The sequence below is a fragment of the Trebonia kvetii genome, from assembly GCF_007827045.1.
In the GTDB taxonomy this organism is placed as follows: domain Bacteria; phylum Actinomycetota; class Actinomycetes; order Streptosporangiales; family Streptosporangiaceae; genus Trebonia; species Trebonia kvetii.
On sequence record NZ_RPFW01000001.1, the window covers coordinates 1,323,208 to 1,348,431 of the forward strand.

General features: G+C 69.8%; 26 protein-coding genes and 1 pseudogene. 16 read left to right on the forward strand and 11 right to left on the reverse strand.

The genetic code is table 11. The annotated features are described in order from the left end of the window. The first annotated feature begins 19 nt into the window (after positions 1-19). Entirely contained in the window at positions 20-1,588 is a 1,569-nt protein-coding gene (locus EAS64_RS06045; RefSeq protein WP_145851653.1) for an HD domain-containing phosphohydrolase, read from the forward strand. An 18-nt stretch (positions 1,589-1,606) separates the two neighbouring features. On the opposite strand, the gene EAS64_RS06050 is transcribed toward EAS64_RS06045, so the two are convergent. The 3 genes from EAS64_RS06050 to EAS64_RS06060 are packed head-to-tail and all read right to left on the reverse strand — an operon-like array spanning position 1,607 to position 3,350. Then, complete coding sequence (locus EAS64_RS06050; RefSeq protein WP_153227505.1) at positions 1,607-2,560, reverse strand: RNA-guided endonuclease TnpB family protein; 954 nt, start codon at positions 2,558-2,560, stop codon at positions 1,607-1,609. A gap of 26 nt (positions 2,561-2,586) precedes the next feature. Then, complete coding sequence (locus tag EAS64_RS06055; protein WP_145851655.1) at positions 2,587-2,964, reverse strand: hypothetical protein; 378 nt, start codon at positions 2,962-2,964, stop codon at positions 2,587-2,589. A gap of 20 nt (positions 2,965-2,984) precedes the next feature. Beyond that, positions 2,985-3,350 carry a DsrE family protein gene (locus EAS64_RS06060; protein WP_145851656.1) on the reverse strand — a complete coding sequence of 122 codons (366 nt, stop codon included), beginning with the start codon at positions 3,348-3,350 and terminating at the stop codon, positions 2,985-2,987. Positions 3,351-3,530: 180 nt separating this feature from the next. Here EAS64_RS06060 and EAS64_RS43370 point away from each other — a divergent pair, with 180 nt between their 5' ends. Next, positions 3,531-3,707 (forward strand): hypothetical protein, encoded by a 177-nt coding sequence (locus EAS64_RS43370; RefSeq protein WP_187365711.1) that lies wholly within the window; start codon positions 3,531-3,533, stop codon positions 3,705-3,707. A gap of 197 nt (positions 3,708-3,904) precedes the next feature. Continuing rightward, positions 3,905-5,074, forward strand: coding sequence for a permease (locus tag EAS64_RS06065; RefSeq protein WP_145851657.1), 1,170 nt, complete (start codon positions 3,905-3,907; stop codon positions 5,072-5,074). Here the strand turns inward: EAS64_RS06065 and EAS64_RS06070 are convergent. The 3 genes from EAS64_RS06070 to EAS64_RS06080 all read right to left on the reverse strand — a co-directional run bounded on the left by EAS64_RS06070 (position 4,977) and on the right by EAS64_RS06080 (position 7,612). Continuing rightward, a complete protein-coding gene (locus EAS64_RS06070; RefSeq protein WP_246115539.1) occupies positions 4,977-5,837 on the reverse strand; it encodes an SAM-dependent methyltransferase in 861 nt (286 codons plus the stop codon). The two genes, EAS64_RS06065 and EAS64_RS06070, sit on opposite strands and share 98 nt — an antisense overlap. A gap of 93 nt (positions 5,838-5,930) precedes the next feature. Next, positions 5,931-6,335, reverse strand: coding sequence for a nitroreductase family deazaflavin-dependent oxidoreductase (locus EAS64_RS06075; protein WP_145851659.1), 405 nt, complete (start codon positions 6,333-6,335; stop codon positions 5,931-5,933). Between the two features lie 596 nt (positions 6,336-6,931). Next, entirely contained in the window at positions 6,932-7,612 is a 681-nt protein-coding gene (locus tag EAS64_RS06080) for an SIMPL domain-containing protein (RefSeq protein ID WP_222849031.1), read from the reverse strand. Between the two features lie 189 nt (positions 7,613-7,801). Between EAS64_RS06080 and EAS64_RS06085 the strand changes: the two genes are divergently transcribed. Together EAS64_RS06085 and EAS64_RS06090 are read left to right on the forward strand one after the other, a co-directional pair. Then, positions 7,802-8,647, forward strand: coding sequence for a CmcJ/NvfI family oxidoreductase (locus EAS64_RS06085; RefSeq protein ID WP_145851660.1), 846 nt, complete (start codon positions 7,802-7,804; stop codon positions 8,645-8,647). A 63-nt stretch (positions 8,648-8,710) separates the two neighbouring features. After that, positions 8,711-9,106 carry a DUF302 domain-containing protein gene (locus EAS64_RS06090; protein WP_145851661.1) on the forward strand — a complete coding sequence of 132 codons (396 nt, stop codon included), beginning with the start codon at positions 8,711-8,713 and terminating at the stop codon, positions 9,104-9,106. Positions 9,107-9,413: 307 nt separating this feature from the next. Here the strand turns inward: EAS64_RS06090 and EAS64_RS06095 are convergent, their stop codons facing one another. Further along, positions 9,414-10,214 carry a L,D-transpeptidase gene (locus tag EAS64_RS06095; protein ID WP_222849032.1) on the reverse strand — a complete coding sequence of 267 codons (801 nt, stop codon included), beginning with the start codon at positions 10,212-10,214 and terminating at the stop codon, positions 9,414-9,416. Positions 10,215-10,366: 152 nt separating this feature from the next. On the opposite strand from EAS64_RS06095, the gene EAS64_RS06100 reads away from it, so the two are divergent. Together EAS64_RS06100 and EAS64_RS45610 are read left to right on the forward strand one after the other, a co-directional pair. Beyond that, positions 10,367-10,795, forward strand: coding sequence for a PPOX class F420-dependent oxidoreductase (locus tag EAS64_RS06100; RefSeq protein ID WP_145851662.1), 429 nt, complete (start codon positions 10,367-10,369; stop codon positions 10,793-10,795). A gap of 89 nt (positions 10,796-10,884) precedes the next feature. Beyond that, positions 10,885-11,605 (forward strand): annotated as a pseudogene (locus EAS64_RS45610) (DUF899 domain-containing protein). 21 nt (positions 11,606-11,626) lie between these two features. Here the strand turns inward: EAS64_RS45610 and EAS64_RS06110 are convergent. After that, complete coding sequence (locus EAS64_RS06110) at positions 11,627-12,553, reverse strand: LacI family DNA-binding transcriptional regulator (RefSeq protein ID WP_145851663.1); 927 nt, start codon at positions 12,551-12,553, stop codon at positions 11,627-11,629. A gap of 265 nt (positions 12,554-12,818) precedes the next feature. On the opposite strand from EAS64_RS06110, the gene EAS64_RS06115 reads away from it, so the two are divergent. The 4 genes from EAS64_RS06115 to EAS64_RS06130 are packed head-to-tail and all read left to right on the forward strand — an operon-like array spanning position 12,819 to position 16,415. Then, complete coding sequence (locus tag EAS64_RS06115) at positions 12,819-14,162, forward strand: aminomethyltransferase family protein (protein WP_145851664.1); 1,344 nt, start codon at positions 12,819-12,821, stop codon at positions 14,160-14,162. Continuing rightward, positions 14,152-15,063 carry a formyltetrahydrofolate deformylase gene (purU, locus tag EAS64_RS06120; RefSeq protein WP_145851665.1) on the forward strand — a complete coding sequence of 304 codons (912 nt, stop codon included), beginning with the start codon at positions 14,152-14,154 and terminating at the stop codon, positions 15,061-15,063. Before EAS64_RS06115 ends, purU begins: the two co-directional genes overlap by 11 nt. Before the next feature lie 18 nt (positions 15,064-15,081). After that, positions 15,082-15,492: a hypothetical protein gene (locus EAS64_RS47925; protein WP_222849034.1), complete on the forward strand. Its 411-nt coding sequence runs from the start codon at positions 15,082-15,084 to the stop codon at positions 15,490-15,492. A 29-nt stretch (positions 15,493-15,521) separates the two neighbouring features. Next, positions 15,522-16,415, forward strand: coding sequence for a TIGR03620 family F420-dependent LLM class oxidoreductase (locus EAS64_RS06130; RefSeq protein WP_222849035.1), 894 nt, complete (start codon positions 15,522-15,524; stop codon positions 16,413-16,415). A gap of 47 nt (positions 16,416-16,462) precedes the next feature. Here EAS64_RS06130 and EAS64_RS06135 read toward each other — a convergent pair whose 3' ends face one another. Continuing rightward, positions 16,463-17,785 (reverse strand): IS630 family transposase, encoded by a 1,323-nt coding sequence (locus EAS64_RS06135; RefSeq protein WP_222849036.1) that lies wholly within the window; start codon positions 17,783-17,785, stop codon positions 16,463-16,465. Positions 17,786-17,830: 45 nt separating this feature from the next. Next, the gene (locus EAS64_RS06140) at positions 17,831-18,712 is read right to left on the reverse strand and encodes an NAD(+)/NADH kinase (protein WP_145851667.1); all 882 of its coding nucleotides are present in this window, start codon (positions 18,710-18,712) and stop codon (positions 17,831-17,833) included. 134 nt (positions 18,713-18,846) lie between these two features. Between EAS64_RS06140 and speB the strand changes: the two genes are divergently transcribed. The 5 genes from speB (at position 18,847) to EAS64_RS06165 (ending at position 22,992) form a co-directional block, all read left to right on the forward strand. Then, positions 18,847-19,857, forward strand: a complete 1,011-nt coding sequence (gene speB, locus EAS64_RS06145; RefSeq protein ID WP_145851668.1) for an agmatinase — start codon at positions 18,847-18,849, stop codon at positions 19,855-19,857. A 174-nt stretch (positions 19,858-20,031) separates the two neighbouring features. After that, positions 20,032-21,174 (forward strand): serine hydrolase domain-containing protein, encoded by a 1,143-nt coding sequence (locus tag EAS64_RS06150; RefSeq protein ID WP_145851669.1) that lies wholly within the window; start codon positions 20,032-20,034, stop codon positions 21,172-21,174. A 96-nt stretch (positions 21,175-21,270) separates the two neighbouring features. After that, positions 21,271-21,720: a hypothetical protein gene (locus tag EAS64_RS06155; RefSeq protein WP_145851670.1), complete on the forward strand. Its 450-nt coding sequence runs from the start codon at positions 21,271-21,273 to the stop codon at positions 21,718-21,720. Between the two features lie 310 nt (positions 21,721-22,030). Beyond that, complete coding sequence (locus EAS64_RS06160; protein ID WP_145851671.1) at positions 22,031-22,735, forward strand: AAA family ATPase; 705 nt, start codon at positions 22,031-22,033, stop codon at positions 22,733-22,735. Then, positions 22,732-22,992 (forward strand): hypothetical protein, encoded by a 261-nt coding sequence (locus tag EAS64_RS06165; protein WP_187365712.1) that lies wholly within the window; start codon positions 22,732-22,734, stop codon positions 22,990-22,992. The genes EAS64_RS06160 and EAS64_RS06165 overlap by 4 nt, the downstream gene beginning before the upstream one ends. A 28-nt stretch (positions 22,993-23,020) precedes the next feature. Here EAS64_RS06165 and EAS64_RS06170 read toward each other — a convergent pair whose 3' ends face one another. Continuing rightward, positions 23,021-25,171 carry an acetate--CoA ligase family protein gene (locus tag EAS64_RS06170; RefSeq protein WP_145851673.1) on the reverse strand — a complete coding sequence of 717 codons (2,151 nt, stop codon included), beginning with the start codon at positions 25,169-25,171 and terminating at the stop codon, positions 23,021-23,023. Between the last annotated feature and the right edge of the window lie 53 nt (positions 25,172-25,224).

A 25,224-nucleotide genomic window follows, 5' to 3' on the forward strand; every position in this document is an offset into this window, starting at 1 on the left:
GCGACTCTATAGTCGTGGCATGACCGAGCTTAGGGTGACGACGGGGGTGCGGCTGGCGGAGGTGCTCGCCGCGCTTTCGCTCGCCACCGACCTTGGCATGGGGCAGCCGATGGAGCACATGCTGCGCCAGTGCCTCATCGCGCTGCGGCTGGCGGAGCGGCTCGGGCTTGACGACGACGACCGGCGGGTCGTGTACTACGGGAGCCTGCTCTCCTGGGTCGGCTGCCACGTGGACGCCTACGAGCAGGCCAAGTGGTTCGGCGACGACACGGTGCTCAAGACCGACTTCCGGCACACCGACTTCGCCTCAGCGGCGTCCGACGCGCTGTTCATGATGCGCCACGTCGGGTCGGGGCGGCCCGCCACGGAGCGGATGCGGCTCGGGCTCGCCTTCCTCGGCGACGGGCGCCGGGCCGCGGAGACGATGCTGACCAACCACTGGATGGCCGCCGACGCGCTCGCCGCCCGGCTCGGCCTCGCCCAGCGGATCAGGGACTGCGTCGAGCAGACCTTCGAGCGGTGGGACGGGCGGGGCTCACCGAAGGGAGTGCACGGCCCGCAGATCCTGGTGACCGCCCGGCTGATCGCGCTCGCCGATGTCGTCGAGGTCTACCACCGGGCCGCGGGAACCGATGCCGCGGTGAGCGTGGCGCGGGACAGGCGCGGCACGCAGTTCGATCCCGAGCTCGCGGACCTGTTCGCCGCGGCGGCGCCGACCCTCTTCGACGGGCTCGCCGAGGACAGCAGCTGGGATGACGTGATCGCGGCCGAGCCCGCGCTGGCCATCAGGCTGGGCGACGCCGAGTTCGGCGCGGCACTCGAGGCCATCGCCGACTTCGCCGACGTGAAGTCGCCCTATACGATCGGGCATTCGCGGGGTGTCGCGGAGCTGGCAGGCGAGGCCGCCACCATCGCCGGTCTCGGTGAGCCGGCGGCGAAGACAGTGCGCAGGGCCGGACTCGTGCACGACCTCGGACGGCTCGGCGTGCCCAACCTGATCTGGGACAAGAAGAGCCCGCTGAGCCGCGCCGAGTCCGAGCGGGTGCGCATGCACCCCTACCTCACCGAACGGACACTCGCCTCCTCTCCCTCGCTCGCGCCGCTCGCTGCCATCGCGGCGCAGCATCACGAGCGCCTCGACGTGTCCGGCTACCCGCGTGGACTGTCCGGGGCCGCCCTGACGACCGAGGGCAGGCTGCTCGCCGCCGCCGACTTCTACCAGGCGAAGACCGAGCCACGGCCGTACCGGGCGGCGTGCCCCGCAGCCGACGCCGCAGCCGCGCTGCAGGCGGAGGTGCGGGCGGGCCGCCTCGACGGCGACGCGGCCGCCGCCGTGCTCGCCGCGGCCGGCCACCGGAGCCCGCGCCGCAAGGCGTGGCCCGCCGGGCTGACCGGCCGCGAGGTCGAGGTCCTCGGGCTGCTCGCGACCGGGCTGTCCAACAGGGAAATCGCGGCGCGGCTGGTGATCTCCGTCAAGACGGCCGGCCACCATGTGGAGCACATCTACGCGAAGACAGGAACCGCCAACCGTTCGATGGCTAGCCTTTTCGCCGCCAGCCACGGGCTCATCGGCGGGCCGCAGGACTAACCCGTTGCGGTTGAGTGCTCAGGGGCGCTCATGCCGCAGCCGCCTGTTGCCGGGCGGCGGTCCCGGTCTTGCCCCCGTGCGGGGGCCGGGTTCCGGGTTCGGCGGGTCGTGCCGCGCTCGGCGCGGTCTTACCGTCCCTCCCCCGGCGTTTCGCCTCTCCGCCCCACTGGCGGCGAGGGACAGCAGATTCCGGGCCGCGTTCACGTCCCGGTCCATGACCAGGCCGCACCCATCGCACCGGTAGATACGCTCGGCCAGGCCCAGCTTGGCTTTCACCGTGCCGCAGCCCGAGCAGGTCTTCGAGGAAGGAAACCACCGGTCAGCGGTGACGAGCGTCCCGCCGCGCCAGGCGGTCTTGTAGGCGAGCATCCGCCGGGCGGTCCCGAATCCCTGGTCGGCGACCGCCCGGGCAAGGCGGCGGTTGCGAGTCATCCCGGCCACGTTCAGGTCCTCGGCCACAACCGTCTCGTACCGGGCGGCGAGCATCGTGGTGGCCTTGTGCAGTGCGTCGCCCCGGATGTCCGCGACCCGGGCGTGCAGGCGGGCCAGCCGGGCGGCCGCCTTGCGGCGGCCCGCCGACCCGGGTTTCTTCCGGGCGTGCGCGCGGGCGGCGCGCCGCAGCCGGCGCAGCCCCGCCCTCAGCGGCTTCGGGCCGTGGATGGTGATCACCGTGCCCGTGTCGTCGACTGCGGTGAGCAGCGCCTTCACCCCGAGATCCACCCCGGCCGCGGTCCCGGGCCTGGCATGGCGGGCCGGGACCGCCCGGTCAACCTCAACGGTGAACGACACGAACCAGCGCTGCGCCGTCCGCGACACCGTCGCCGACAGGATCCGGGCGGTGCCGTCCTCCAGCCGCCGGGCCAGCTTCCGGGTCGATTCATGGGTCCGGATCACCCCCAGGCGGGGCAGGGTGACCGTGCCCCGCCCGCAGCGCAGCGTCCCGGTCAGCCCGAACGAATCCCGGCACGGCAACCCCCTCTGGCCAGTCCTGCGGGTCGCTAGGCCGGGAGGAGCGGCTGGTAGCCGGAGCACAGCACGCGCATCCAGCTGATCCTCCCGTCATCCGCCGTGTCGTAGTAGGCCTGCTGCTCGACGAGGTACTCATCGTCGCCGACGTGCACCCGGACCCGGTAGGCGACGTGCTCACGGCCGGCCACCCGCCCCGCCGTGACCGCGCTCAGCTCGTCCATCTGCGCGCGGGCGAACCAGGTCCCGAGTATGACCTCCACGGCCACCTCGGCGCCCGTCTCGGCGTGACAGACCCGGCCAGGGGTCAGCGCCTGGAAGTCGATGGTGTCGGAGAGGATGGCGCGCAGCGCCGCCTGGTCCTTGGCCGCGATGGCCCTGGCGAACGTCTCACCCGCGGTGGCGGTCATGACCGGTTCCGCCTTCGCCGCTAGTAGCTGAAGGTAGTGGCCGGCTCGTCGCCGATCCACTCCCACAGCGGGATGGTGCCGCCCAGGGTCGCGTTCTTCAGCACCGTTTCCCTGGCGAGCTGCTTGGCATCGAAGCAGATCGGGCAGACCAGGTAGCTGCCGCCCGCGTCCGCGAACCGGCTGACCAGATCGGCCAGCGGCGGGCAGCCCTGGCACGCGGTGCCCACCGCCACGCCCTCGGTGGCCAGCCGGACAGCTTCCTTGGTCAGGAACAGCAGCGTCGGGCGTCCCTGCTCGGCCGCCCCGACCGCCACCAGGAATGCCACCGTTACCTTCTCCGCGTCCTCAAGGCCTGTCGCCAGGCTGATGACTGCCTTGCCTTTCATGCGCACCGCGCTCCTCGTCCCACCGGGCCGCAGCTTGCCGCCCGTCTGGTTCCGAGGATGCCGGCCGGGCGAACCCGGCCGCATGGGGTGACTTCCCCATCTTCGACTCTTCGTTGCCCGCCGGCCCGGAACTACCTCGCATTGCGGAATAGTCATGACAAATGCGGGTAGCTGACGCCCGTGGCAAGAGCGAGATCGGTCGCCGGGTACGCAATTCCCGGCATTGTCGTGTTCTTCTTCTGGCTGGTGATCGTGATCCTGGTCATCATCCTCCTGGCGTTCATCGTGCACTGGGCCGGCGGCGGGGCGCTTAACCTGCGGCTCGGCCATTTCATCCTGGACGTCGGCTTCACCTGACAGACCGCAACCAATCGGTCCGGGCTGGTCGCGACTCGCGACCAGCCCGGACTGCGTCGTGGCCGTCCGTCGCTCCCCTCGCTCCCGTCAACGCCGCCCCAGGTCGCGGATCGCCCGCCTCTCGCACCTTAATACCCCCAGGGGGTATATGGTTTGGGCGAGTCTGGGAACCACATGGGAAGGACGGAGGGAAGGCGATGGATGCGATCCTCCATGCCCTGTCCATCACGGGGTCGATGACCTGGCAGATCACCTGGGCGCTGATCCTCGGGTTTACGCTGTCCGCGGTGATCCAGGCGCTAGTGCGCAGGTCCACGGTGGTCCGGTTGCTCGGCGACGCGCGGCCGCGGACGCTGGCGATCGCGTCCGGACTCGGCGCGGCGTCGTCGTCCTGCTCGTACGCGGCGGTGGCGCTTGGCCGCGCGCTGTTCCGCAGGGGCGCGGACTTCACCGCGGCGATGGCGTTCGAGATCGCATCGACCAACCTGGTGATCGAACTCGGCGTGATACTCGCACTGCTGATGGGCTGGCAGTTCACGCTGGCCGAGTTCAGCGGCGGCGCGCTGATGATCGTGTTCCTCGCGGTGCTGTTCCGCCTCTTCCTGCGTGAGCGACTGCTGCGGGAGGCGCGCTCGCAAGCGGACCGGGGCCTGGCGGGCTCGATGGAGGGGCACGCCGCGATGGACATGTCCGTCACGCGGGAGGGCTCGTTCACCAGACGGCTGTTCTCGGGCGAGGGGTTCACCTCGGTCAGCCATGTGTTCGTGATGGAGTGGGCGGCGATCCTCAGGGACCTGGTGATCGGGCTGTTCGTCGCGGGGGCGATCGCCGCGTGGGTGCCCGACTCGTTCTGGCAGTCGTTCTTCTTCGCCGGGCATCCGCTGGCCGCCAAGCTGTGGGGGCCGTTGATCGGGCCCGTCGTCGCGATCATCTCGTTCGTCTGCTCGATCGGCAACGTGCCGCTCGCCGTGGTGCTGTGGCACGGCGGGATCAGCTTCGGCGGCGTGGCCGCGTTCATCTTCGCCGACCTGATCATCGCGCCGATCCTGAACATCTACCGCAAGTACTACGGCAGGCGGATGGCGCTGTTCCTGCTCGGCACCTTCTACGCGGCGATGGCCGCGGCCGGGTACGTGATCGAGATCGTCTTCGGCGGCCTGGGCCTGATTCCCGACCGGGCCAGCGCCAAGGTGCCCGACATGGGGGTCTCCTGGGACTACACGACCTGGCTGAACATCGTGTTCCTGGTGCTCGCCTTGGTGCTGATCCTCAGGTTCGTGCGCACCGGGGGCGGCATGATGCTGAAGATGATGGGTGGTTCCCCTGAGACCGGCACTTCCGCCCACTCCCAAGCCCACCACCTGTGAGTGAGTAGGCCCGGGTGGGTGGGGTCAGGGCTTTTTGGCTACTGCGCCCCACATGGCCGAGCACCGCGTCATGCCTGCGCGCGACGTGGTGCTCCCGCGCGGCGAGATGGGCGTTGAGGCTTTTCTCGAATGCCAGGACGTCCGCGGGCAGCAGGTCGGTGCCAGCGTAAGAGACGACAAAGAAGCTGCCAGACGGCACGGCGCCGACCAGCTTGGCCACGATCTGGCTGGCCTCGGCGAGGTCGGGGATGTAGTGCAGGATCGCGAGCAGCATGATGGCGACGGGACGGGAAAAGTCCAGCGTCCGCGCGGCCCGCTCGAGGATCGTGTCGGTGTCCCTGAGGTCGGCGTCCAGGTAAGCGGTGGCACCCTGCGGCCCGCTCGTCAGCAGCGCGCGGGCGTGCGCAAGCACCAGCGGGTCGTTGTCGACGTAGACGACCCTGGTCTCCGGCGCGACCGCCTGGGACACCTCATGGGTGTTGTCCGCCGCGGGCAGCCCGGTGCCGATGTCGAGGAACCGGCGAATGCCCTCCTCGGCGGCCAGGTACCTGACGGTGCGGCGCAGGAATGCCCGGTTGGCCTGCGCGGACAGCCGGATGCCGGGAAAGGCCGCGATCGTCTCCTCCGCCGCGACCCGGAAGGCGGTGAAATTGTCCTTGCCGTTCAGCCAGTAGTCGTAGACCCTGGCCACGTGCGGCACTTCGGTGCGCAGCCTGAAAACCTCGCCAGGCCCCAACGAATCCGGCGATTCCCCCTCTGTCACCGCGGTACCGTCCTCCCCAGCACTTACGCCATGCTCTCCAGAGATTAGCGCCAAAACGATCATCTAGGGGACGGTCGCATAGACGCGGATCGCTCAGGGCTGGCCGGCTGCGGGCGCCGCGGGCTCGGTGGTGAGGGACAGGAAGTCGGCGACGCCGATGACGCGCAGCACCTGCCGTTCGAGCGGGCGGATGTCGTGCCTAGTCTCGTCGCGGAACAGGCGGGGTGCGGTCATCGTGACGACGCGCCCGCGGGTGCGCAACTCGCAGCCGCCCGCGGCAATGACGTTCTTCACCCAGTCGGTGTCCGGGCCATACGTGAGCGCGATCACATAGCCGTCGCCGGCGGCGAAAACGTTGACCGGAGTCCGGTACACGCGCCCGGAGCGCCTGCCGCGGTGCACGACGACACCGAGGCCGGGCATCCACGGGGCAATGTGCCCGGTGACCCTGTTCAGCCCGACCTTGTTCAATCGCGCGACCATCCGGGGAATCGGCATCGCCGCCTCCTCGCGTCCGCCGCCGGCCGTGTGCGGGCGGGTTCGGCCCCGCAGACAGCATCCCATCCCGGCGTCCGATCGGCCAGGCACGACCCGACGCACCGACGGCCGTGGTGAATAGGGTCGGTTGACTCAAGCGCGCCTCAATACCGCTCCGGCAGACTCGCCAGCAAGGTGATCTTCTCGCGGGGAGGCGTTACATGTACGAGGACCTGATACCGGCGATCGCGACGGCGACCCGCATCGCCTGCCGGCAACCGGAGGTGCGGGGGGCGGCGGCCGCCGGGGACGCGGAGATCTTCCGCCTGCTGGCCGAGTCTGCTCCCGACCCAGGCGTAGCCGGGGTGCTGCGGCTGGGCGCAAACATCGTTGCTGACCTGGCGTCCGCGGCGGGGCCTCTCGCGGACGGCATCATCAGCAATTCGAACCGGCGGCTGCTCGCGCACCTGCGCGCCGGGGACGCCGACGCGGCGGAGCAGGAGATGGAGAAGCTGCTGCGCTGCCTGCACATGATGTGGCGGCTAGCCCGCATGGACAAGCTGGCCGCCTTAACGTGCGAACCGCCTGCCGGGCAGGATCCGCCACAGCCAGCGGGATTAGGCGGACGGTCCTGGCGGGATCATGGCGAACCTGGCCTCGACCTGTGCGCTCACCGTCTGCCTGACCGGCTCGAGATCAAGACTCGGCTCCTCCTGTGCGGGCATGCTCGCGGCAGCTCGCATGGCGTAGGCATGGGGCGGGCCGGGCCGTGGCGCGCTTGCCTGGCTGCTGAGCAGGCCGGTGTCCGCCGCCTCGATGAGCTCGCCGAGCCGGCCGCCGAATGCCTCCGCGTACTCACGTCCCCGCAGCGTCGCGTCCTGCGCCGCGGCGATCCGCACCTGGCGGTACACCGGGCTGTCCGGACGCAGCGACCACCACGGGCCCGCCACACTGGCCAGCTCGAGCGTCGCAAGCCGGGACACGAGCTCGCCGAGCACGGTGAAGTCCCGCAGCGTCAGGCGGACGCTTGCCTGGCCTGAGTAACGCGACACCCGTTCGGAATCACCCTTCTTCAGCTCGGGGTAGGCGCTCGCCGGGCCGCTCTCCGTCTTCTCCACCGCGTCGCCGTACCCGGCGGCCAGGTCGAGTACCTGCTTGTTCCGCGCGACGAGGCGGTCGAGCACCGTCCGGCGGTCGCGGTCGCGCGCCTGGACCGTGACGCTGACGACCGCGATCTCCGGCTCAGCCTCCAGCTGGGCCTCGCCGCGAACCGAGATGACAGCCTGCCGATCGGTCACTGAACCCACCGTTCTCTCGCTCTGGCCGTTGACGTTCAACCCGACGCTACCCCGTCGCGGTTGTCGCCTGACTCGGGTTCTGCGCAGTGCTGCTTGTGCCCGTCCGGCGCTTGCGGCGGCGGGCATGGACATCTGGCCGGCCGGGCTCTTCACTGGAACACGCAGCGGCCACAGCAGCAGGAGACGGCGATGAGCAGCACCACCATCCGCACTGTCACGGGAGAACTCTGCTACCTGGACCCCGCGTCCACGGTGCTCCGCCGGTTCACCGCGCCTGGCGCGAGCGTCAACACGGGGAGCTACCTGCCGTACGAGATGCCGATCCACGACGGCCGTCCCGTCAGCAGCCACTTCACGATTGACCGGAACGGGTTCGTGCTCCTCGGTCATCGCTCGGCAGTCACCGACTTCACCGACAGGGACGAGGTGAGCCGGCTCTATCCCGGCGAGGTCGCCGATTTCGTGCGGTCCTACACCGGGGCGGACCGGGTGGCGACGCTCGGCTGGACGCTGCGCCGCTCCGCCGCGCCCGGCGAGAACGCGTCGCAGCCGCAGGCGGCGCTTGTGCACGACGACTTCTCTGTCAACGGCGGGCGCGACCGGGCAGCGGGCGCCTACGCTTCCCAGTTCCCCGACGCGCCCGGCTACCACCGGGCGCTGATCACCAGCCTGTGGCGGGTGTTCAGCCCGCCGCCGCAGGACTGGCCGCTCGCCATCTGCGACTACACCAGCGTCGGGCCTGACGAAGGACTCGATAACCGGCTGTACTTCGTGGACGAGATCCCCGCCGACCTGTACAAAGAGATGCCCGCCGACTGGCCGGGGACGAGCGGCTTCGAGTTCCACCACAAGCCCGGCCACCAGTGGTGGTACTTCCCCGACATGAACCGCGACGAGATCCTGTTCTTCACGCTCAACGACAGCGACCAGTCGCGGGCCTGGCGGGTGCCGCACAGCGCGTTCCACGACACGACGGCGCGGGCGACCGTGCCACGGCACAGCATCGAGTTCCGGTCTATCGCGTACTTCGAGTAGCGCTGGCGCCCGCGGGGAACGAAGACATGCGCGCGGTTGTGCTGACGAGGAGGGGAACCAGCCATGACCGAGTGGACGGAGACGCAGGTCGTCACCAAGGTAAGCCCGCGAACGGTCGCCGACACCGTCTCCCGGCTGACCGGGATGCTAGCCGCGAAGGGCATGCGGGTCTTCGCGGTGATCGATCAGAGCGCGGAGGCGCGCGAGGCCGGGCTGAAGCTGCGGGAGACCACGCTGGTGCTCTTCGGCAATCCGGCCGCGGGCACGCCGGTGATGGACGCGGCGCCGCTCGCCGCCCTCGACCTTCCGCTCAAGGTCCTGATCTGGGCGGACGGCAGCCGGACGAACGTCACCTACTATTCGCCCGCGGCGATCGCGGCGCGCTATGGCCTGAGCGCCGAACTGGCGGCGAGGCTTTCCGGTATTGACCCGCTGACGGACGCGCTGGTCGGCGGATAGCTGCACGGCCGGCGCGGCGGGAACCTGATCCCGAACGGGTTCGCGGTGCCCCTCGCCGCTCAGTCATGACATTCATCGCGGGGTGCGGCCCGTCTCGTCACTTCCTATTCATGTGGAGGAAGGCGACGGGCCGGGGAACGGGCCATTCCCCGCTGCTTCCTGCTGATACTCAGGGGGTTCCTCATCAAACACTGGCAGACACGGACAAACGACTCGTATTTTGGCCGGTCATTGGTTGCGTCACCACCGCCGCCGCCTGAACACTTGGTGACGCGCAACGGTCGGCACAGAGATGTATAGCCGCGGCTTAGCCCACGATGTCGATGGGGGTGCCCGGCGGGACCTGGCGCAGCCGCAGCAGGTCATTGTCATGCAGGCGGATGCAGCCGTGGGAGATCCGCGCGCCGGCGGTGCCGATCTCGCTGTCCTCGCCGAGCGGGCCGTGGATGCCGATGACGGCGTCGCCTGAGCCCTCCCAGTCGCCGATGGCGGGCGAGTGCGCCGAGGTGACCAGGATGAACGGGCCGTAGCCCGGGTTGGGGGCGGGCGGCGGCTCGTCAAACGCGACGAAGTAGTGTCCCGCGGGCGTCGGGTCGTCCTTCGTGCCAATCCCGGCCGGCGCGGACAGCAACGGCCTGCCGTCCCGATACAGCGTCAGGCGCATGGTGCTCAGGCTGATGACGATCCGGTAGCCGGTGCTGCTCAGCCGCACCGCGCTGACCGGCAGCCACGAGGTCGAGCCATTGGGACGCTGAGCCAGACGCACCTCGACCCAGCCCGGCCTTGTCGCGACGACGGGCAGCACCGAGGGAACGCCCCACCAGGTGGCCGGCACCTGACCGGCGACCCGCACCCCGGGTGCGGCGTAACGCGGCGCGGTGAACCGGATCGCTGCGAGCACGGTGGTCGTCGGCATGGCCTGATTGTTCGCGTGCGCGAGGGAGAGCCTGGCCTGCGCGGGCAGGCCGGTGAGGCCCGGCACGGTCGCCGACGACAGGCTCGGTCCGTGCGCCGACGTCACCGCAGCCTCGTACCAGGTGAAGAGCCCCACCATGATCGCGATGAGCAGCCCGGCGGACGCCCCGCCGCGACCAGAGCCCGCTGCCATTGACTCCTCATTGCATCCGTGGCGCTACAGAAAGTGACAATGGGGACTGTAGCAACTGAGCCCGGCCGCCGCAGGAAAAGACGCCACCGGAATACCGGGAGTGGCCCGGCAATTGGCGTCAATGTCCAGACCCATCGCGATCGGAGTGCGTCATGTCCTTCACCGAAGAAGAGGCCGCCTACATTCGCTCGCAGCCGCTGGCGCGGGTGGCCACGGTCTCCGCCGACGGCCAGCCCGACGTGGTGCCGGTCGGGTTCGAGTTCGACGGCACGCACTTCTGGATCGGCGGGGTCGATCCGGGCAAGACCCGCCGTACCAGCAATATCCGGGCGGGCAATGAGAAGGTCGCGCTCATCATCGACGACCTGGCCTCGGTCAGCCCGTGGTCGCCGCGCTTCGTGCGCGTCTACGGGACCGCCGAACTCGTGGACCGCGAGACGCAGTTCGGCGTCCAGCCGGTCATGAAGATCACGCCGACGATCTCGTGGAGCGCCAACCTGGACGGCCGCCCGCTCGGCGAGCGGCGCGACGACGGCTCGGGCTTCCGCCGCACCGTTCACCAGGCACATCAGGCCGGCTAGACCCCGACCGATGAGAACCGCGGGCCCGTGGCGTGGTGACTGATGCGGCCGCCAGGCGGCCGCCCCGAACATGCGCACAGGAGGTTCTCATGGGTCTGCCCGAGGTCGTGTCCCGCGAGGAGTGGCTTGCGGCGAGGAGGAAGCTGCTCGTCGCGGAGAAGGAGGCGACCCGCAAGCGCGACGCGCTCAACGCCGAGCGGCGGCGGCTCCCGATGGTCCTGGTGGACAAGGAGTACATGTTCGAGGGCCCGCTTGGCACGGTGTCGCTGCGCGACCTGTTCGGCGACAAGAGCCAGCTGATCGTGCAGCACGTGATGTTCGGCCCGGGAGGCTGCCTGCCCCGGCTGTACCGCGGCCATCGACGAGCTCTCCCCTGGGATGCTCACGCACCTGGGGTCCCGTGACACCGCGTTCGCGCTGGTGTCCCGCGCGCCGCTGGCCAAGCTCAAGGCCTACTCGGCAGCCAGGGGCTGGACGGTGGACTGGTACTCCTCCTACGGCAGCGACTTCAACTACGACTACCAGGCCACCATGGACAAAGACCGGTCGCCGTTCGTGTACAACTACCGCGACGAGCCAGAAATCCTCAACGAGGACAACACCTCGACGGAGGTGCCAGGCGTCAGCTGCTTCCTGCGCGACGGCGAGCAGGTCTTCCACACCTACTCCACGTTCGCGCGCGGCGTGGAGACGGTTGGCAACACCTACTCGTGGCTGGACCTGACCGCGTTCGGGCGCGGGGAGGAATGGGAGGAGCCCAAGGGACGCGCCGCCAAGGTGCACGGGGCCGACCCCACCTTCACCGACTAGCGGACCCAGGCGCTGCGCGGGTCAGGCGGATTCGCGGACGATCACCTCGGCGGGGGCGGCGGTGAACCCGTCGGCGTCGAGGCCGAGGATGATCCGGGCGGTGCGGCGGCCGTGGTCTTCCGCGTCGATGTGGATCGTGGTCAGCGCCGGCGTGGACAGCGCGCCGCACTCGGTGTCGTCGAAGCCGATGACGGCCAGGTCGCCGGGGACGGCGCGGCCGAGACCGGCGGCGGCCGCGAGTACGCGCAGGGCCACCTCGTCGTCGAACGCGGCGACCGCCGTTACGCCGTCGTGCGCCGCGAGGAACTCCCCGACGGCGCGCGCGGCGGCCTGACGGTCGCGCGGCACGAACAGCGGCGGCGGCGCGGGAATGTGAAGCATGCCCGCCGCCTCCGCGGCGAAGCGCAGCCGCACCGCGCCGAGCGGCTGGTCGCCGTCGGGCAGCGCTACCGCGATGCGGGAATGGCCGCGGGTCACCAGGTAGCGGAGCTGGACCAGGCTGTTTCCCGCGAGCCCGCCGTCCCACCCGCCGTCGTCGAACTCGTGCCCTGGGACCAGGTAGTTCTCCGCCAGCCGGAGCACCGCGCGGGGCGCGACCGCGTCGAGCACCTGCTGCATGGAGTCCCCCGCGGCATGGCCGTGCCTGACCAGGAGCACGTGATCGTGCGCGCCGAGTTCGCCGTCGAGGCCGCGGATGAAGGTGCGCGCGTAGTTGCCGTCGTTGCCCCAGTCGACCGCGAGGATGACGATGCGCGACGAGCCCTCGCGCAGCGCCCGCGCGATCCCGTGCGGCACGTAGCCGAGATCGCGCGCCGCCTGCCTGACCCGCTCGCGGGTGGGTTCGGAGATCGAGGCCGCCGGCGAGTCGCTGAGCACGAACCCCGCGGTAGCCCGCGACACGCCGCTCGCGGCGGCCACGTCGCGCAGCGTCACCCGCTTCGCGCTCATCCGCACCCCGCATCCCTCGCTTAGTCAATTCGCGTCGCAAGATTCGCTTCCGGCGATTCGCCTTCTGAAGATACAGGGCGTCGCCCAGCGCGGCGGCGGCCGCCGGGTCAGCCCTGGCCGAACCCGCGCGGGCGGCAACCTTAGCCTTCGGAACGCGCCCGTTGCGATGAGCCGCCCCCTGCGGGTACGGTGCCGTAGATCGGTCTACTAGATCGATCTACTTCTACTTACCCCGTTGAGACCAGACCAGACCCGCGGAGGATCCATGGCGGCGCAGAAGCCGAGTCTCCAGGACGGTATCGATCGGGCAGGCTCGCCCGTGGCGCTGCTATGGCGGCAGAATCCGGCTCCCTGGCTTCCGGAGAACATCGATCCCGAGTACGTCGGCTGGCGGCGTGAGCAGGCCGCCTGGCACGAGGCGGTGTCACTGTCCGACGTCTCGCATCACATGTTCGACCTGTACATCGAGGGGCCGGACGCCACGAAGCTGCTCGCGGTGGTCAGCGCGAACAACTACGAAAACTTCGCGATCGGCCAGGCCAAGCAGTTCGTGCCGGTGACCAGGAACGGCTACATCATCACCGACGGCATCCTGCTGCGCGAGGCGGAGCACCGGTACGTGCTGACCGGCATCCCCGCGGCGCAGCACTGGGTCAGGTACCACGGCGAGCGGTACCGCTACGACGTCGCCTTCGACGAGGATCCGTCGACGGCGTTCCGCGGCGGCGCCGAGCCGCGGATCTTCCGCTACCAGGTCCAGGGGCCGCAGGCGAAGGCCCTGGTGGAGAAGGTGTTCTGCGGGCCGCTGCCGCAGGCGAAGTTCTTCCACTCGATCCCGGTGACCCTGGACGGCCGCGACTTCCGCGCGCTGCGGCACAACATGTCGGGACAGGACGGCTATGAGTTCATCGGCGGCTGGGAGCATGCCAAGCCTGTCAAGGACATCTTCCTGACCGCAGGCCAGGAGTTCGGCATCGTGCACGTCGGCGCCTGGGCATACGCGAGCGCGAGCGTGGAGAGCGGCTGGATTCCCTCGCCGGTTCCCGGGATCTACACCGACCCGGTGCTCGCCGACTACCGCCGGTGGCTGCCGCTGTTCGGCATCGAGGGCAAGCGGCCGCTCAACGGCAGCTTCTACTCCCCCGACATCGAGGACTACTACGTCTCGCCGTGGGAGCTCGGCTACGGCAGGTCCATTTCCTTCAACCACGACTTCATCGGCCGCGACGCGCTGCTCGCCGCGAAGGACACGGCGCCACGCACCAAGGTCACGCTGGTGTTCGACCCCCAAGACGTGCGCGGGCTCGGCCTGCGGGAAAACGGCTTCCACCTCACCTACGCACGGCACCGCGTCGAGGCGGGCGGCGCGCTGGCCGGCCTCACCCACCAGACCGCGACGATCGACACGGTCGGCACCATCGCGTCGCTGACGCTGATCGACAAGCGGTACGCCGAGCCCGGCACCGAGGTCACCGTCGTGTGGGGCGAGCACCCGGGCGCGGGCACAGACCCGGATGCCGACCTCGGCTTCCCGCGGGTCCGCGCCACGGTGCAGCCCGCCCCGTTCGACGAGCACGCGCGGAAGGCGTACCGGCGCCATGAGTTCTAGGGCAACCCTGCTTGCGGACAAGCCGCCCGCGGCGCGCGGCATCGCCCGCGATCACGCGTCGCTGATCGTGCACGGGGCGGACCGGCCGGGCATCGTCGCGGCGGTCACCGCGGTGCTGAGCGGCCACGGTGCGAACATCGTGTCGCTCGACCAGTACTCCGACAACCCGGAGGGCGGGGCGTTCTTCCAGCGCACCGTGTTCAGCGTGCCCGACCTCACGCTGCGGCTGCCGGAGATCGAGGAGTCGCTGAGCGAGAGGGTCGCCGGCGGCTTCGGCCTGGACTTCGCGCTGCGCGACCTGTCGGTGCCAAAACGGGTGGCGATCTTCGCGTCCAAGTCCGATCACTGCCTGCTAGACCTGCTGTGGCGGCAGAAACACGGCGAACTGGCGGTCACCATCCCGATGGTGATCTCCAACCATCCGGACGTGGCGGAGGAGGTGCGGTCGTTCGGCGTGCCGTTCTTCTACGTCCCCTCCGCGGGACCGGACAAGTCGGCCGCCGAGGCGGAGCACCTGCGGCTGCTCGCGGGCAACGTCGACTTCGTGGTGCTCGCCAGGTACATGCAGATCCTGTCCGCCGAGTTCATCGAGCGAGCCGGGGTGCCGATCATCAATATCCACCACTCGTTTCTCCCGGCCTTTATCGGCGCCGGACCGTACGCGAAGGCGAAGGAGCGTGGCGTCAAGCTGGTCGGCGCGACCGCGCACTACGTGACGGAAGACCTCGACGAGGGACCGATCATCGAGCAGGACGTGGTCCGGGTCAGCCACGGCGACACCGCCGCCGACCTGCAGCGGCGCGGCGCGGACGTGGAGCGGGCGGTGCTGTCGCGCGCCGTGCGCTGGCACAGCGAGGACCGCGTGATCCGGCACGGCAAGCACACGATCGTCTTCGCCTGAGCCACCGGAGGAACTGACATGACAGCGCTGATCGACGGAAAGGCGATCGCGGCACGGATTCGCGCCCGGGTAGCCGCCGTCACCAGCGCGCACTCGAAGACCGGCGGCCTCGCCGCCGTCACGGGCGAGGCGGACATCCTGGTGGCGGCGGCCGGGGTGCGCGGGCTCATCGGCGCCGAGCACGTCAAGCCGGGCGCCACGGTCATCGACGTCGGCATCCACCGCGCAGAAGCCGGCCTCGCCGGCGACGTGCGCGCCGCCGAGGTGACGGGCATCGCCGCGCGGCTCAACCCCCGTGCCGGGCGGCGTCGGCCCGATGACGATCGCCATGCTGATGGCCAACACGCTCACCGCCGCCCGCTGGTCACGCGGCTGAAGATCCTTATCTATCGGGAGGAACGGGTTGCGCTCCCCGCGGCCAGGGAATGAATTCCCGGCGCGGGGAGATGTCAGTGGGCATGACGACCACTGATGAATTGCGCTCGCGACTCGGCCGGGTAGGCATCTGGATGGGATCGCCGTCGGCGCTTGGGCTCGACCCGGCCGCCGCGGGGCGCGCCATCGAGGACGCGGGGTTCACCTCGGTGTGGGTTGGCGGCGGCAACGCCAGGCCAGAGGACTTCGCGACGATGCGCGGGCTGCTGAGCGGCAGCGACCGGCTGGTGGTGGCGCCGGGCATCGCGAACATCTGGGCGTGGGAGCCCGCGGCGATCCGCGCGGAGGCCGAGCGGCTCGAGGCGGACTTCCCCGGGCGGTTCATCCTCGGGCTCGGCGTCAGCCACGCGCCGCTCGTCGCGCAGCTCGGGCACGTCTACGAGAAGCCGTACGCGAAGATGGAGAAGTTCCTCGACGAGCTCGACCATCCCGCGCAGCACGGGGGCGAGCGGGAGCTGCCGCCCGTCGTCCTCGCCGCCCTCGGGCCGAAGATGCTGCGGCTGTCCGCCAGGTTCGCGGGCGCCCACCCGTACTTCACGACGCCGGAGCACACCGCGGTGGCGCGGCCCATCCTCGGACCCGAGCCGCTGCTCATACCGGAACAGGCCGTGTCACTCGACCCGGCGGCCGCCGCCGGAGTGCGCACCTATGCGGCCAGGTACCTGCGGTTGCCCAACTACACACAGAGCCTGAAGAACTTCGGGTTCACCGACGAAGACATCGCCGACGGCGGCAGCGACCACCTGGTGAACACGATTATCCCGTCGGGCGTCGCCGCTGTGCTGTCCGCGGTCCGCGGGCACCTCGACGCCGGCGCGGACCACGTGGTCGTGCAGCCGCTCGGCGCCACCGGCGCCTTCGACATCGGCCAGCTTGGGGTGCTCGCCGACACCGTCGGCGGGCTGCTTGAGGACTGAGGGCAGGCCCGCGACGCGGGCTGTACCTGCCCGGCGGCGCGACCCGGCTAGTGTGTCCCGCCTGAAATCTTCGACAGATATTCGGCCAGGGAGTGGAGTATCTCCTCGGCGGTCTTGGTCCAGGCGAAGGGACGCGGGTTCTCGTTCCACTGCCCGATCCAGTCGCGGATGTCGGCTTCCAGGGCCTGGACGGACTTGTGGACGCCGCGGCGGATTTTCTGGTCGGTGAGGTAGCCGAACCAGCGCTCGACCTGGTTGATCCAGCTGGACCCGGTCGGGGTGAAGTGGACGTGGAAGCGGGGATGGCGGGCGAGCCAGTCCTGGATGACCGGGGTCTTGTGGGTGCCGTAGTTGTCGCAGACCAGGTGGACGTCCAGGCCGGCCGGGACGTTCTTGTCGATCTTCTTGAGGAACTTCAGGAATTCCTGGTGGCGGTGGCGGCGGTGCAGCTCGCTGATCACGGTGCCGTCGGCGATGTCGAAGGCGGCGAACAGGCTGGTCACGCCGTGGCGGGCGTAGTCGTGGGTGCGCCGCTCGGGCATCCCGGGCATCATCGGCAGCACCGGCTGGGACCGGTCGAGGGCCTGGACCTGCGACTTCTCGTCCACGCAGAGCACCACGGCCTTCTCCGGCGGGTTGTGGTAGAGGCCGACGACGTCGACGACCTTCTCCACGAACAGCGGGTCGGTGCTCAGCTTGAACCCGTCGATGAGATGGGGCTTGAGGTCGAACTTGCGCCAGATCCGCCCGATGGTGGACTGCGACAGGCCGCTGCGGCGGGCCATCGAGGCCCGCGACCAGTGCGTGGCGTCCCGGGGGATCTCCTCCAGGGTGGCGGTGACGACCTCCTCGACCTTGTCCAGCAGGATGGACGGCGGCCGGCCGGGCCGCTTCTCATCGCCCAGCCCGTCCAGCCGGCCCGTGATGAACCGGCCCCGCCACCGGGCCACGTTGTGCTCGGTCGTCCGCAGCTCCGCGGCCACGGCCTTGTTCTCCCTGCCCTCCGCGCAGGCCAGCACGATACGCGCCCGCAGCGCCAGGACCTGCGACGTCTTCCCCCGCCGCGCCCAGCGGGCCAGCTGCTCCCGCTCGGCACCCGTAAGCACGAGCTCCGCCTTCCTGCGCCCGGGACGCGGGGTGTCCGCCAGTCCCGCCGTGCCGGACTTGGTGAACCGCGAGCGCCACTTCCGCACCGTCTCAACGGAAATCCCTAGCTCAGCTGCCACCCCGGAATTCCCCTCGGCCGAGCCCGAGCAGGCCAGCACGATCCCGGCACGCTCCTGCAGGCGGCGGTCACCCGAACGCGCCAGCCGCTCAAGCTCAGCCCGGACCTCACCCGACAGCGCCAGCGGCGCAACAGGAAGCGACATAACAACAGTCTACGTATTTATGTCGCTAACCTCAGGCGGATCACACTAGTCGTCCCAGACGCTGCCGATCATGCTGAGCGGTATCTCCGCCGAGTCGGTGATCCGCAGTTTGCGCCTGGCCCGCTGGTAGAAGGTGGTCCGGCCGAGCCGGACCACGCTGGCGCCGCCCGGCCGCGAGCGCAGCTCGATGGTCTGTCCCGGGTCGGCGTAGCAGGAGACCCGGCCGTCCACCTCGATGGCGAGCCTGCCGGACGAAGGCAGCAGTTCAAGCGCAACCGGGTCGGCCACCGACAGCACGACTCCCCTGTTGTACGCGGAATGCGGCGCGGCGGGCGTGACGAGCAGCGCCTCGACCGAGGGGCTCATGATCGGCCCGCCCGCCGAGAAGCTGTAGGCCGTCGACCCGGTGGGCGTGGCCACGATGACCGCGTCGGCGGCGTAGCTGACGAAGAGCTGCCCCGCGACGCGCACTTCCACGACGGCGCTGCCCTCTCCCGGCACCCTGACCGCCGCCACGTCGTTGAACGCCGTCAGCTCTGACGTGCCCACCGTCGCGTCGATGGCCATCCGCGGCTCGACGGTGAATTCCTTGCGGTCGATCGCGGACAGCGCCTCGGGCAGGCCCGGCACGTCGACCTCGGCCAGAAAGCCGAGCTTCCCCAGGTTGACGCCGAGCACCGGGGCCCGGTTGCCGTCGGCGAGCCGCATCGCGCGCAGCATCGTCCCGTCGCCGCCCAGGCTGACGATCAGGTCGGACCTACGGCCGAGTTCTTGCGACGTGACCGAGGTCGCCGCGCAGTTCAGCCGCTTGATCTCCGCGCCGATGCCGAGAATCTCCTTGCCGTTGGCCGCGGCCCAGCTCAGCATCGCCTCGACCGCCTCGGCCGAATCGCGCTGCGGGTGCAGGACAAGCCCGATGGTATGCATCGCAGGAAAGCCTACCCAGACTCGGTGCGATCGGGCTCGGCGCCGCGGTCATGGCGGCTACGCGAGAAGATGGTAGCCACGAGTCACTGAAAGATTCTGGTCGCCCGGTAAGCAAAGAGTGAGGGGAGCGTCCGTTGCGTTACGGCACTCAGTTCGGTCCTGACATCACCTTTCTCGGCGTCGACCGCTGCGACTGGCAGGACCCGGCCAGCTACCTGGACGCGGACGTGGTCCTGCTCGGCGCGCCGTTCGACGGCGGCACCTCGCACCGCGCTGGCGCCAGGTTCGGGCCGCAGTACATCAGGCAGACGTGCTACCTGCCGCACGACGGCTCCCGGCCGTCGCTCGCGCTGCGCGCGGACGGGCTGCGCGACCTGCGGGTCTACGACGCGGGCGACGTCGAGCTGTTCTCCGGCGACGCCGCCCGGTCGGTGCGCGACCTGCAAGCGGCCGTGTACACGGTCACCTCGAATGGCGCGATGCCCCTGGTACTCGGCGGCGACCACACGATCACCTGGCCGGACGCGGCCGGGGTGGCGCAGCACGTGGGCCAGGGCCGGGTGTCAATGATCCACTTCGACGCGCACGCCGACACCGGCAACGTCGAGTTCGGCTCGCTTATCGGGCACGGCCAGCCGATGCGGCGGCTCATCGAGTCCGGCGCCGTCCGCGGCGACCGGTTCCTGCAGGTGGGGCTGCGCGGCTACTGGCCAGAGCCGGAGACGCTCGACTGGATGGCCGGGCAGCGGATGCGCTCGTACGAGATGACAGAGATCGGCGAGCGCGGGCTCAAGGAGTGCCTGACCGAGGCATTCGGCATCGCCATGGACGACTGCGACGGGGTGTTCCTGTCCGTCGACATCGACGTGTGCGATCCCGGCCACGCCCCGGGCACGGGAACGCCGGAGCCCGGCGGCCTGTCCGCGCGGCAGCTGCTCGACGCGGTGCGCCGCATCGGTTATGAACTGCCGGTGCTCGGCATGGACGTCGTCGAGGTCTCGCCGCCCTACGACCACGCGGAGATCACCTCGTTCCTCGCCAACCGCGTGGTGCTCGAGGCGCTCAGCGCGATCGCCCGCCGCCGCAGGGACGAGCGGGACGGCACCCGCTGGGACCCGCGCCAGCCCCTGCTCGACGGCCGCTGACCGCAATCGCCGACACGCGCGGGTTCGGCCGCACGGCGCGCCGGGCCGGTCTTTGACGATGATCATGGCTCTGGAACATGATGACATTGCGGATTACCGGCTACGTCGCGGCCGCTGGCGGGCGCGGTGCGGGTTTGCCGGCGTGCGCTGACCTTCAACGGAGAGGGAACGACAGTGGCGGACGTACATGGCACGTGTGACGGGCGGTTCGAGGCGGTCCGGAGTGCGCTGGCGCGGAACCTGGACTCAGGCGAGGAACTGGGCGCGTCGCTTGTCGTGGACATTGACGGCGAGATCGCAGTCGACCTGTGGGGCGGCTCCTGCGACCAGGCCGGAGTCATCCCGTGGTCAGAGCACACCATCACCAATGTCTGGTCCTCCACCAAGACGGTGACCAGCCTGGCCGCGCTGATGCTGGCCGATCGCGGCGAGCTTGACGTGGACGCGCCGGTCGCGGCGTACTGGCCGGAGTTCGCCGCCAACGGCAAGCAGGACGTCCTTGTCCGCCACCTGCTGTCGCACTCCTCCGGGGTCTCCGGGCTGGACCAGCCTGCCGTCGTGGAAGACCTCTACGACTGGCAGAAGGCGACTTCGCGGATGGCGGCGCAGGCTCCGTGGTGGGAGCCGGGCACCGCGTCGGGCTACCACGCGCTCAACTACGGGCACCTGGTCGGCGAACTGGTGCGGCGGGTCAGCGGCAAGCCGCTGAAGCAGTTCGTCGCGCTGGAGATCGCCGGTCCGCTTGGCGCGGACTTCCAGATCGGCGCCGCGGAAAGCGACTGGGGACGGATCTCCGACGTGGTCCCGCCGCCGCCGCTGCCGTTCGACCTGGAAGCGCTGGGACCGGACAGCCCGGCCGTCAAGACGCTGACCGGGCCGCCGGTCCCGGCCGAGGCCGCCAACACGCCCGGCTGGCGCCTTGCCGACATCGGCGCCGCGAACGGGCACGGGAACGCCCGTTCGGTGGCCCGGATCATGTCAGCGGTATCCCGCGGCGGCCAGGTCGGCGGAATTCGCCTGCTCCGCGAGGAAACCATCGACCTGATCTTCCGTGAGCAGCTCAACGGCCCCGACCTGGTGCTCGGCGTTCCGCTGCGGTGGGGCATCGGCTACGGGCTGCCCATGCCTGGCCTGCTGCCCTGGATCCCCGACGAGAGAATCTGCTTCTGGGGAGGCTGGGGCGGTTCCATGATCATCATGGATACCGGCCGCCGCATGACGATCTCCTACATGATGAACAAGATGGCACCGGGAATCATCGGTTCTGACCGGAGCGCCGCCTACGGACAGGCCATCTACGACGCCGTCAGCCGATAGCGGCCACCACCAGGATGACCCGTTGAGGGTGAGGCGCGCTGCCGCGAGCCGCGGAATGCTCTTACGTGATCCGCATCCGATCCGGAGGAGAGTGCCGTGACTACCAAGGCAGCGTTTTCACCCAGCGAATGGGACCTAGTGCTCGAAGGGCCGCCGTCCGCGGGCCTGCTCGTCATCACAGCGTCGCACGGGGGAATGTTCCGCGAGACGATCGCGATGTCGAAGGCCTACGTGGAGGCACGGGCCCAGCACGGCGAGAGCGAGCTGCTCGACGAGATCGTGGCGGAGAAGCCGCGCATGGAGCGCGGCGGGAAGGTGCACAATCCCGAGGAGCTCAGGGACCAGGCGCTCGGCTGCCTAACCGAGGCGACGACGCTGCTGGAAGACAAGGCGACCGCCGAGGAGCGCGATGACTACCGCCACTTCGTGCTCGCCGTGGCAAACAAGGTCGCCGCCGCCCATCGAGAGGGCGGGAAGCAGGTGAGCCCGGCGGAGGAGCAAGCGATCGCGGACATCACGATTGCACTAGGAATGAACAGTTCCTGAACGGGACATTGCGGCCAAATTTACGTCCGTCAAGAAAGCAGGGAGTAGCACATCTGGCTGCGGAGGGTTAAGTTAGGCGGCAGCCGGGAAACAGCACAGTCCCGCGAAAGGCAAGCCGGGGGGGCCCGGCGGCAAACGTGATGCGTTTTCCACAGGGGGTCGGCATGATGCGCGCACTTCGCAGCGGTACTCCCGCTGTACATCCACAGGCTGTTGACAGCACCATGCTGTCCGGACGAAGGGCCCGCAGCCGGTCCCGCGTGACCGCGCAGTACTTCTGTAATGCAGTAAATACTGCAATACTGTAACCGTGCCTGCCTTCAGCGTCGCCCTGCTCAATCTCAAGCCGGGCACGGGCAAGACTACGTCCGCGGTATGGCTGGCGCACACCTTCGCCGCGGCTGGGCATCAGGTGCTCCTGGTGGACGCGGACCCAGCCGGGAGCGCCCTCGAATGGTCGGACCTCGCAGCCATGGATCCGCGGCTACCGCCGGCGGCGGCATTTCCATTCCGGATTGTCGCCCTGCCGTCGCGTCGGCTTCACCTGCGGCTAGCCGAGATCGCCCACCCTGATGACGTGGTGATAATCGATGCTCCCCAGCTGGAAGACCACTCCGGCATAGCCCGGTCAGCGATGCGGTACGTCGACGAGATCCTGATCCCGTGCGCGCCCAGCCCCATCGAGATCAATCGCACCACGCCGGTCCGCGACGAGATCGCCGAACTCCAGGACCTTCGGGACGAGCCGGCCCGTTCTGCCGTGCTGCTGACCCGGTGCATCACCCGCGCCCACTCGACGGCCAACGCCAGGGAGACCTTGTCGGACATGGGCTATGAGGTGCTGCGGACGACCGTGCCGAGACTCGAGGTTTACGCGCAGAGCTTCGGCCTGCCGATTCCCGATACTGGCCGTGGTGTCTGGCGCGAGGTGGCCGGCGACCTCAACGAACGGCGCGCTTCCCTCCGGAAGGTCCGGTTATGGCAACAGAACGGGAGCGGCGCAAGGCTCAGATGACAGCCGCCGCTCTGAGCCGCACAGAGCTCGGCACCCGGCCCACCGGCCGAACGGCGATCCGGTCAAAACCGGTGCGGATCACCCTCGACCTCAGCCCGGAGCTTTACCGGCAGCTGACCGAGTGGACACAGTCGGCCGCGATCGAGCTGGACGTGCCGCGCGTGGCGCTGGCGGACGCGGTGCGGGCCATGATCAAAGTCACCGCGGACAGCCCCGATGAGGTCATTGAGCGGCTGCGTCGTGACCGGGAGGGCTAACACGCGTGACTGATGACTACCGTCACGGCTAAGTACGCGGGCGCCAGGTGATCAGCGCGTCGAGAGCTTCGACCTGGGAGCCGCGGACCAGCAGGGGATTCACCTCGAGGGTCTCCAGGCGGTCGCCTAGGCGCCCCGCAAGAGCGGCGATCGCGGCGATGGCATCGGCGACCGCGTCCAGGTCGGCCTTTTCCGTGCCGCGCGGGCCGTCGAACAGCCTGGCACCGCGCAGGTTCTTCAGCGCGGACAGGATCTGGTCTCGCCCGGCGGGGAGCACGAGCAGCGCCGTGTCCTTGAGTATCTCGACCCAGACGCCGCCGAACCCGACCGCGAGCACCAGGCCCCACGCCGGGTCGGTGATGACGCCGACGAGCAGCTCGATGCCGCCGTCCCGCATCGGCTGGACAAGCGCGCCCTGGACGTCCGCGCCCGCCTCCTGCCCCGCGCCCACTACGTCGGCGTACGCAGCGCGCACGGCCTCGGCGGTGCGCAGGCCGACCTTGACGCCGCCGATGTCGCTCTTGTGCGTGACGTCGTCGGCGGCCAGCTTGACCACGACGGGATAGCCGAGTTCGTCGGCGGCCGCCGCCGCGGCGTCCGGGCTGGCGGCGAGCACGCCGGGGACGACAGGAATGCCGTGCCCGGCGAGGAACCGCGAGGCCCGGTGCTCCGACCAGGCGGCTTCCGGCTCCTGCGCCAGTTCCACCGGGGCGGGCTGTCCGGTGACGGGAGAAACGCGCTGTCCTGCCGAGCGGTAGGCCTCGGACCAGGCGACGGCGCGGCCGAGCGCGGTCAGGCCATGGTGGATGCCGCCGAGCACGCCCGGGTACCCAGTCTCCGCCGCGACCTGCCTGCCGAAGGGGGTGATGTCGGTGAGGGTGTTGCCCATCACCACGATCGGCTTGGGGCTGTTCCTGAGGATCTCGGCGGTGCCGCGGAACAACTCGATCATCGGGGCGGGATCGGGCGGCGCGATCTTCGGCAGGTCCGTGGCCAGCACCAGCGCGTCGAGCCCCGGGTCGTCGGCGACGGTCAGCAGCGCCTTACGCATCAGCTGGTTGTCGATCAGGATGTAGCCGGTGACGTCGATCGGGTTCTGCGTCGCGGCGAACGCCGGCAGCACCTCGCGGAGCCGGCTCATCGTCTGCGGTGCGAACTCGGGTATCTCGATGCCCTCGTCCTGCGACCGGTCCGCGATGATCTCGCAGGCGCCGCCCGATGCCGTGACGAACCCGAACCGGCGGCCGGGCAGCGGTCCCGTCCCGGCGAGCAGGCCCGACGTGATCACCAGGTCTTCCAGGCTGTCGACCCGGATGACGCCGTTCTGCCTGAACACCACGTCGACTACGGCGTCGTCGCCGACGAGCGAGCCGGTGTGCGCCTTGGCCACCTTGGCGCCTGCCTGGCTGCGGCCGACCTTGAGCGCAACGATCGGCTTGCCCTTCGCGAGCGCCTCCCTGGCCAGGGCGAGGAACTCGGCGGGCTTCCTGATCGACTCGATGAACAGCGTGATGACCCGGGTCGCCTCGTCGTCGATCAGGTACCGCATGACGTCGGTCATCTGGACCATCGACTCGTTGCCCATGGAGACGAGCAGGCTGGTGCCGACGTTGCGTGACTGGGCGAAGTTGAGCACGCCGCTGGCCAGCGCGCCGCTCTGCAGCACGACGCCGACCGGGCCGCGCAGCAGCGGCGGCTCGATGGGCAGCCCGTAGGGGGTGATTCCGGCGGCGGCGTTGATGAACCCGTTGCCGTTCGGGCCGAGGATGGTGAGACCCCACTTCCTGGCCAGGTTCACCACCTGGTGTTCGAGTTGCGCTCCTTCCTCGCCTACCTCGGCGAAACCCGAGGTCAGCAGGACGGCGGAGCGGATTCCCGCGTCGGCCACCTCGGCGAGCACGCCGAGCACCGCCGAGGTCGGCACCATCACGAAGGCCAGGTCGACCGGCTCGGGCAGGTCAGCCACGCTCGCGTAGCTGACCTGCCCATGCACCGGGATGCCGCGCGGGTTGACCAGGTAGACCGGGCCGGCGAACTTATGCGTGATCAAGTTGCCCCAGGTGCTCCACGACCACCGCGACTTGTCCGTCGCCCCGATCAGGGCGATCGACCGGGGATTGAACAGCTGGCGGACCTGCTCGGCGGTCCTTGAGTCGCTGCTGTCTGACGTGGCGGGCATCGCGGGGCTCTCCTGTCTTGCGCGTTGCTGAGGCAGTGCGGGCGCGGGAGTCG